The sequence below is a fragment of the Agromyces sp. 3263 genome (genome assembly GCF_031456545.1).
GTDB lineage: Bacteria > Actinomycetota > Actinomycetes > Actinomycetales > Microbacteriaceae > Agromyces.
Window position 1 is genome coordinate 410,773 of the sequence record NZ_JAVDUV010000001.1, and the last position, 9,711, is coordinate 420,483.

At 70.2% G+C, this 9,711-nt stretch carries 1 protein-coding gene; it reads right to left on the bottom strand.

Annotated features, from left to right (window positions below):
- Positions 1-126: 126 nt before the first annotated feature.
- The gene (locus J2X63_RS01910; protein WP_309973322.1) at positions 127-9,624 is read right to left on the bottom strand and encodes a VWA domain-containing protein; all 9,498 of its coding nucleotides are present in this window, start codon (positions 9,622-9,624) and stop codon (positions 127-129) included.
- Between the last annotated feature and the right edge of the window lie 87 nt (positions 9,625-9,711).

Here is a 9,711-nt window from a genome sequence, read left to right on the forward strand (position 1 = left end):
TGACGAAGACGACGAAGGGCCGGTGCGATGCACCGGCCCTTCGTCGTGGCACCGGCAGGCGGTTCCCCTGCGCCGTGCCGGGAGTCCGGCCCGGCGGGGCGTCACCGCCCCGCCGGGCTACCGGGCTCAGTCGCCGGACACCGTTCCCCGTCGCCGCCGGATGAGGACCCAGGCGACGCCGAGGCCGCCGAGGAGCATCAGGCCGCCGCCGAACCAGAGCCACGGCTCCGACGCGAAGCCGGTCACCGCGGTCTTCTGGGGCAGGCTCACCGTCACCGTGTCGTCGGCGCACTCGATCAGGTCGGGCACGTCGTCGCCCGTGTCCGCGTCATCCCAGCAGACCTCGCCGGTGTTGACGATGGAGGACGCCGTGGTTCCCGGTCGCACATGCACGCCGAGCACGATGTCGGGCGCCGTCGTGATGTTCGGCCCGAGCACTCCGAGCAGGTCGCAGTGCAGGGTGCCGCCGTAGCCGGCCGAGTCCTCACCCGTCACCTCGCAGTCCTCCCAGCGCGGGAACGCGGGTGCGGCATCCGTGGTGATCGAGTCGACCCGGAGGTGACCCGGGATCGTGTCGAAGATCTCCACGGTGTCAGCGGCGCCCGTGCCCACCGAGGTGACCCCCAGCGTGTACGAGAAGTTCGCGTCGGACTTCGTGGACGTCACGCTCGCGGTCTTCTCGATGACGAGCTCCGAGGGCCGCTCGATCGCACAGGTCGGCAGCGCCTGCGGGTAGACCGCCAGCACCTCCTCGCTGGGGTTGATCGAGAACGTGATCGTGGCCGGGTTCACCTGGTCGCGCCAGGGATAGGTCGGCACGGTCTCGTCGAGGATCAGGTCGAGGAACCTGGTTCCGGGCGTCGGCGGCGTGATCAGGTCCTGCTCCGTGATCGGACGCCAACCGGGGAACGCGTACGGAATGCCGTTCGCGTCCACCGCGGCCCCCGGCCACAGCAGCCGGCCGGTGCGTGCATCCCACGGGATCGTCTCGACCTTGGTCAGCGTGCCGTCCGCCGACGTCCACGTCACCGTGATGTCGGCCGGGGCGACGTTGTCGGTGACCGAGATGTCGTAGTAGAGCCACGGCACGTCGTTCACGCAGCGGACGTAGGCACCGGAGTCGATCCGCTTGACGGGGACATCCACCTCGTCGCAGTCGTTCGTGGTGAACAGGTCGTCCTCATCGACCTCGACGCACGCCTCGTTGGGGATCGGGTCGCTGTCGAGCGGCGGGATCACCGGGGGCGGGTCGTCGGGTCCGACGGCGGGCGGCGAGTCGACCGGCACGACCGTGAAGAGCACCGGGATGGTGATGGTCGTGATCGTTCCGGGGCCGAACGGCCCGGCCGCCGTCGCGCTGAACTGGTTGCCGACCGTGTTCTCGACGAAGTCGCCGCTGTCGGGATCGAAGGTCGCGGGCCCCGTGATCTCGAGCGTGTCGGGCAGCAGGTCGCTGACCACCACGTTCGTCACCGGCTCGGTGCCGTTGTTGGTCACCGTGAGCGTGTACTCGAAGGCATCGCCCTCTTCGACGGCCGTCTGGCCCTCGGGGAGCACGTACTCCTTGACGATGCCCACGTCGACCGGCTCGGCCACGTTCGTGACCTGGCAGTCCACGCGTGCGCCCAGCACGACCGTCGCGTCCGTCGGCTGGCCGCCGCGGATGCAGCCCCACGCTCCGTTCTCGTAGAACTGCAGGAGCGGGTTCGCGAGGCCGGTCGCATTCGGCGTCTCGGACAGGCTGTAGGTGCCCGTCGGGACGGTGAACACGAGCTGGCCGCTGCCGATGCCGCCGACGTTCACGAGGCCCGCCGCCAAGACGTTCCACGCGTTCGCCTGCAACGGGGTGAGCCCGCCGAGGTCGATGTTCGCGAAGGCCGAGTTGTCGACGAACTTCTGCAGCCCGATCTGGCCGACCGGGATATCGGTGCAGTCGTCGAGCTCCGTCACGATCGTGCCGTTGCCGAACGTCGCGCCGTTGAAGAACCCGTTGCCGGTCTCCGACGCCACGCAGTCCACGGTGTCGATCGACACGATGTTCGCGACGAACGCCTGGATCGTGATGGTCCACACCTCGGTCGTGCCCGCGGCGATGGCATCGCCGGTGGTGAGCGTCGTGTCGGTGTCGCCGTTCCACGAGGCGACGACATCGCCGTTCGGGTCGGTGGCCACCGCGCTCGTGATGCTGACGCCCGCCGGGAAGGCCGGCGTGTCGCTCAGGTCGTAGAACAGGTCGTCGTCGCTGTCGTTCGTGACGGTGATCTCGTACTCGACCTCCCAGTTGCCGAGCCCGAGGTTCGTCGCCGGGCCGGTGACGAGCTTCTCGGCCGTCGCCTGTCCGGGTTCGTCGCACGCGCTCACCTCGGTCGGCAGCCCGTCGACGGTCAGCGTGCCGACGTTGCGGAAGCCGCCCTCCTCGACGTTCTCCTGGCTGCACTCGGTGGTCTCGTCCTCCCAGGCCTCCTCCGTCACCGTCGCGCCGACGGTGATCGTGTAGACGTGGGTGGTCGCCGAGGGCAGCACCACGTCGTCCGCGAGCGTCGTGGTCGTCGTCGCCGGCAGGTCGTCCCAGCTGCCCGATGCGCCATCGGGGCCGGTCCAGGATGCCTCGTCGACCGTGATGCCCGAGCCGAACAGGTCGAGGTCGTCCTCGAGGTCGTAGGTGAGCGGCGACACCCCGCTGAGGTTCTCGACCTCGAGCGAGTAGACGATCACCCAGCTGCCGTCGGGCAGCTGCTCGGTGGATGACACGGTCTTGTCGACCAGGTACTCGGCCGGCTTGGCGGTGTTGACGATCTCGCAGGTGACCGTCTGGCCGGGATCGAGGGTGACGTCGGAGCCCTCCAGCTGCGCCGGGGTGTTCGGGTCGGTGCTCGTCACCGTGCAGACCCAGTCACCCCCCTCGAACTCGTCGGCCCCGGGGAAGTCCGCGGACTCGGCGAGCGTGTACGGCGTGTTCGAGTCGACCTCGCCTGTGGCACCGCCGGCGCCCGAGAGCACCTCGATGCCGCCGTCGGACGCGGTGAGCGTCCACAGCGTCGGCGGGAACTCGCCGGAGACCTCGACGGGCTCGACGGTCTTCACGAGCGTGAGCTTCGGCGCGACATCCGTGTTCACGATCTCGCAGTCGACGCTCGCGCCGAGCTGCGTGACGGTGAGCGTGGCGTTCGTCGCGCCGTCGCTCGTGACGAGGGTGAATGCGTCGTCGCCCTGCGGCGAGGTGCACGCCCAGGTCTGCGAGACCTCGTAGGCGACACCGTCCTCCCAGACGATGGAGACCTCGTTGAGCGTGTAGCCCGTGTCGACCTGCACCGAACCGGTGGCGGAGCCGTCACCGCTGAAGGTGTCGGCGTCGTCGCCGACGTTCGTGGCACTGAGCGTCCAGTCGGTGGCCACGCCGTCGCCTCCGTGCGCGTTGTCGACGATCTTCTCGAGCGTGACCTCCTGCTCGCAGTCGACCTCGTTCGTCACCGTGAACACGTTGTACGTGTCGACGAGGGTCTCGACGCCGGTTCCGTCGGTGCCGACGAGCTCGCAGCCCTCGGGGATGACGACGTCGGTCTCGTCGATCGACACCTCGTCGTCCTCCACGTAGGGCCCGTACTCCTCACCCCAGGCGACCGGGTCGCCGTCGAGCGTCGGCGTGGCCTCGAAGCCCTCGGGCAGCGCGTCGCTGTCCCAGGCGATCGGGTCGCCGCCGTCGATGACCCAGAGCTTCTGGAGCTCCACCACGACGGGGACGTCGAAGCAGGCCTCGGACTCGTAGTCGTCGCCCGAGACGACGAGCGCCCCGTTCAGCAGCCCCTGGCCGCCCTCACCGTCGCAGCGGTGCGAGGCGTCGCCCGGCACGTCGTCGACCGTGAACGACACCACGACCTGGAAGGTGTGGGTCACGCCGCCGGCGAGCGCCTGGTCCTCGACGACCGTGTCGTCGGTGGAGTCCGCGCCGTTCCAGGCGGGGTTCACCGTGACATCCGCGCTGGTGATCTCGCGATCGACGATCGTGACATCCTCCGTGAAGTTCGGAGTGTCGCTGAGGTCGTAGACGAGGCCCTGGTCGGCACTGAGGTTCCGCACCGTGATCTGGTAGCCGGCCTCCCAGTGGTCGCCGACCTGCACCACGCCGCCGACCGTCGACTTCACGACCTCGGGCTGCGCGGGCAGGCCGCACCCGGTGTCGGTCTGAGTGGTCGCGCCCGAGGTGAGGGACGCCTCGTTGAGGAATCCGACGTTCGGAGCGCCGTCGGTCGGTGCGCAGGTGCCCGTGGTGGGGTCCGCGAACGCCTCGGCGTCGACCGTCGCCGTGACCGTCACCGTGTAGGTGTCGACCTCGTCGATGCCGATGAGCTTGGGCGAGCCCACGATCGTCTCGGTCGGGTTCGCCTCGGGGTCGGTCCAGTCGCCGTCGTCGCCCTCGCCCGTCCACTCGGCCGAGAGGATCTCGACCTCGGGGCCGAAGCGCAGGGTGTCGCTCAGCGTGTACTTCGTGATGAAGTCGGCGTTGCCGGTGACGGTCACGTCGTAGACGGCGGTCCACACGCCGTCGGCGTCCTGGGTGACGATCGGGTCGCCCTTCGACACCGTCGGCACGCCGCCGTCGGTGATGTCGGTGCACTCCTCGTCGTCGCGGACGATCTCACCGCTCGTCAGCACGGCCTCGTTGAAGAAGCCCTTGCCCGGAGTGGGTGCCGCGACCGTGCACTCGAGGTCGGCCGGGGGCACGCTGCCCGACGGCACGTCGACGTTCAGCACGATCGTGAAGACGTCGGTCTCGCCGGCGGCGATCGGCTGGTCGGTCGCGATGACGATGTCCGTCGTGCCGTCGTAGGCGACGGTCGGGCCGCCGTCGATCACGTAGGAGTTGTAGATCACTCCCGCCGGGAACTGCGGGTCGTCGATGAGCGAGTAGAAGCTCGGCTTCGCCCCCGGCGCGGTGTTGGCGGCCGTGAGCGTGTAGCTGACGTTCCAGCTGCCGTCGGGCTGCTGGGCCGCGGTCGCCCCGGTCTTCGAGATGGTCGGAGCGCTCGGGCTGTCGCACGCGGTGTCGGTGGTGTCCTCGCCGCCGACCGTGAGCACGGCGGCGTTGTTGAAGGCGCCGTCGGTCGCGCCCGAGGGGCACGCGGTCTGGGCCGGGGTGAGGTCGGGGCCATCGAGGGCGATGCCCGTCACGGTGATCCGGTACGTCGTCGAGGTGTTGCCCGCGAGGTACGCGTCGACCGCGAGGTCGCCGGATCCGGCCCACGACGTCGGGTACGGCACGCCGTCCTTCGTGATGGCGTAGCCCGCTCCGCCCAGGTCGACGCCCGCACCGAAGTGGAGCTCGTCGGCCAGGGAGTAGGTGCCGCCGAACGCGTCCGTGTTCGTCACGACGAGGTTGTAGGCGATGGTCCAGAGGCCGTCGGCGCCCTGCGACACCGAGCCGAAGACCACCGACTTCTCGTGCACGATGTCGGGGGTGTCGACGGTGACACAGCCTGTGGCATCCGTCTCCTGGTTGCCCGAGAGCAGCGTGGCCGTGTTGTTCAGTCCGTTGTCGGACGGGCACGTGGAGGCGGGGTCATCCGCCCCGATGCGCACCGTCACGGCGATCTGGTAGACGTGCTGGTCGACTCCCGGCGTTCCCGGGAGCGAGATGCCGTCGGCGAGCAGGGTGTTCGGCGCGAGGCCGGTCCAGCCCACCACGGTCGGCACGGGCGCGGACACGACGGTCGCGGTGCCGACCACCTCGGCCGAGGCCGGGAGGTCGAGGGCGTCCTCGAGGTCGTAGATCACGCCAGTGGTGGCCGACGGGTTGAGCACGGTGATCGTGTACGGGAGCGTCCACGTGCCGTCGCCGTTCGCGACCGCAGCACCGCCCACCTTGGTGATCGTCGGGTTCACCGGCTCGGCGCACGCGTCATCCTCGCCGACGGTCTGCCCGTTCACCGAGAGGGTCGCGGTGTTCAGGAAGCCGCCGTCGTCACCCGAGGTGGGTGCCGGGCAGGCGAGCTCGTTCTCGGGGTCGGCGAAGGCGCCGGCATCCACCTGCGCCTGCACGACCACCGTCCAGGTGTCGGTCGCACCGGCGGGCAGCGACCTGCCGGCGGTGAACGTCTGCACGCTGCCGAAGCCACCGGAGAACGGATGCGACGGGCCGCCGTTCGGCTCGGCGTAGTCGGCGTCGAGGATCGTGATGTCGCCGCCGAAGCCGAGCTGGTCGGCCAGTCCGTAGGTGACCGGGCCGAAGGCACTCGGGTTCTTCACGTCGATCGTGTAGGTGATGGTCCAGGTGCCGTCGGCGTTCATCGTCGGCACGGCCACGTTCTTCACGACCGTCGGCGTGAACGGCTTCAGCGTGTTGGTGACGACGCAGGCCACCGAGTCGCCGGCGCTGAGGGCGCCCACGGCCGGGCCGGGAACGTTGCCGCCGCCGTTCTTCGAGCACTGCCAGGTGCCGGCCTGGAACTGGTCGGCGTTGGGCAGGGCCGTCGTCTCGGCGAGTGTGAACGGTACGCCCGCGGGCACCGTGACGAAGCCGGGGGTGCCGCCGGCGCCGGATGCCACGACGGCGGCCGTGTCGTTCCGGGTGGCGCTCAGCGTCCAGGCGGTGTCGGGCGCGACGCTACCGGTCACGACCTTGTCGAGGGAGAGCTTCGGCGGGATCGGACGGTTCGTGATCACGCAGGTGGCGTTGTCGAGCGCCGGGAGCGTGACGGTCGTCGTCGTGACGTAGGTGCCGTTCGGTCCGGTGTCGCACTGGATGGAGACCTGCTCCCAGCCGGCGGGACCGCCGGACTCGGAGATCGTGTAGGCCTTGCCGGGCCGGACGGAGATCGTCTGGCCCGTGGCGACCGTCTGGGCGTTCAGCCCGGGGATCGCCGGGGCGTTCGGCGTGGCCGTCAGGTTCCACGCGGCGGGGTCCGCGGTGATGCCCGCGAGCGGCTGGAGCGTCTTCACGAGCGTGAGTCGCGCGGTCTGGTTGACCGCGGTGCACTGCACCCAGTTGCCGAAGCCCACGTTCACGCCGCCGTTCAGGCCGCCGGCGTTGCCACCGGTCGGCTGGCCGTTCGCGTCGAGGGGCACACAGGCCCAGCTGCCGGTCGACCCCGGCACGGAGAGCACCGGGTCCCGGTTGTCGAGCTGCGTGTAGCGCGGGTCGCCGCCGGACTCGGCGAGCGGGTAGACGACACCGGGCGTGATGGTTCCGGTGACGCCCGAACCGCTGTCCTGGCCTTCGGGGAAGGCGAGGGCCCCACCGCCGGGCGTCAGGGCGTCGAGCGTCCACAGGTTGGTGGGCACCGCGTCGTCGGCGACGTCCTTGCGCAGCGTGAGGCGCGTCGGACACGTCACCGTATTGGTGATCTGCACCGTGTTGGCCCCCGCCACGAGCTGGAGCTGGTACGGGTTCGTCAAAGGGACGTTCGTGCCGCTGCCGTTGACCTGGGTGACCGTCTTGCTGACGACCTGGCAGAGGGTCGGCAGGGAGCCGAGCGTCTCGTTGATCGGGATGGTCTGGCCGGCGGAGAATCCGCCGACGACGTTGCCGAAACCGGTGCCCTGCCCGTTCACCACCGCGCTGCCGGTCAGCGCGGGGTTCTGCCCGTGCGGGATCGCGGGCTGGCCGTTGATCGCCCACAGCTTGTCGACGACGACGGTGGCGGCCGGGTTGGGCGCCTGGTTGTAGAAGGTGCAGCTGACCGCGGTGCTCGGGCTGACGGGCACGTTGACGCCGGGTTGCCCGGGGACGGTGTTGTTGTTCGTCACGCCGGCGATGATCGGCTGGGCCGGATCGCTGAGGTTGCGACAGACGGCGTTGAGGCCCGACTGCGGCAAGCCGGAGAATCCGGCCTGCATCGTCTCTCGCACCACCACGGTGCCCGTCGTCGTGCCGCCCGCGAAGACCAACGGGTAGTTGATCGAGCCGGTGCCGGCACCGGTCTGGCCGTTGGCGGGGTTCGGCGCGCCGACCGTGACCCCCGCGGTCGGGTTCGTGGCCGAGATGGCCCAGCCACCGGTCGGCTGTGCCTGCTGGATCGTGCCGCCCGGAGGCACGACCTGCTTCACGACGCTCACCGAGCCCTGGCAGTTGCCGAGGGCGAGCTGGCGGAGTGCAGCGCCGGCCGCGGCGTAGTTCGCCGTCTGGTAGTAGTCGGCGGTGCCCGGGTTGCTGCCGTTGTAGGCGATCGGGCCCGAGATGGCGCGGAGGTTCAGCGCGGTGTCGGCATTGCTCACGCCGTTGCCGACGCCGAGTGCGATGACGCGGGTGTTCTCCGCCTTGATCGCGTTGGCCGAGAAGATCGCGTTCTCGACCTCGCGCACTCGGGTGAAGTCACCGGGGTTCGTCTCGCTGCCGTACACCGTGGGGTTGCCGTCGGTCAGGACGATCGCGACGTCGTACGCCGTGGGTGAGACGGCGACCTGGTGGAGGCCGCGGTCCCAGTTGGTGTTGCCGTTCGTCGGTGCGGTGAGTCCGTTGATCCAGCCGTTCACGGTGGCCGCGCCGGCCGCCGTGGACACGGCGGTGATCGGCCGGTTCTGGTTGTTGCTGTTGTTCGCAGGCGCCGACGAGGCGAACGTGAACAGGCCGACGTTCGAGGGCGTTCCCACGAGCGCGTCGACGAGGGTCGTTCCGGCCTCGCGGGCCTGCGCGATCGAGGAGTTCACCGAGCCGGACAGGTCCATGACCAGGGCCACGTCCAGTCCGCACTGCTGGGGGGCGGCCACGTTGTTGCGCGAGGTCTGCCAGACGCCGCCGGATGCGTCGCGGTTGGTGTTGCCCGAGCTCACCATGAACTCGGCAGGCGGGGTGGTGGTGTACGTCTGGCCCTGGCGGATCTGCCACGTGTTGCCCTGCTGGGGGCGCAGACCCACGCGGAAGCTGTAGCTCGTCGCCTCGTTGTCGCCGCCGAAGGCGTCGCCGGTGCGCAGGGTCGGGTTCGTGAAGTAGCCGGCGGGCGCGGCGATCTGGCGGACCCACATCTCGCGGTCGCGGTTCACGCCGCCCTGATCGGTGTCGGGGACGACGAAGCTGCAGTCGCCCGCGGCATCCGCGGTACAGCTGAAGAGCAGGGATCCGCCGGTGCGGGTGGTGTACAGCCCGAGCTGCACCCCCGGGAGCGCCGAGATCGAGTTCGGGTCGGCGGTGCTGCGCACGTCGCCGGTGCGCACGGTGATGACCGCGCTGTCACCCGTGGCCGGCGGAACGGCGAACACGCCGACGTCGCCCTGCGCCTCGTCGGGGGCGACCGTGCGCTGCTGCGGTGCGTCGGTCGGCTCGTCGGTCTCCGAGGGCTCCTCGGTCGACGTCTCGTCCGCCGGCTCGTCCGTCGGCTCCGTGCTCCCCTCGTCCGGAGTCGGCGTCGACTCGGCCGGGTCCGTCGCCGGATCCGTCGGGTCGGAGGACTCCTCCGTCGGTGCGACCGTCGTCGTCGCCTCCGAGGTCTCGCTCGTCGACGCATCCGTCGCCGGATCGTCGGCCGGATCGGCGAACGCCATCGTCGGCAGGCCGATCGCCAGCAGGCCCGCGACCGCGACGGCCGCGACGGCCCCGCGGAGCGTGCGCTTGCGCCGCTGGACCCGCTCTCGACGGCTTCGGCGCGTGGTGGAGGCGCCAGTGGATGAGGACCGGTCGAACAAGCTGTCCATGGTTGTCGAACCTTCGCGTCGGGGGGCGGCGCAGATCTGAGGATTGCGCAACTGCGCCGAGTCAAGCAGAGCGAACGGGGGACACGA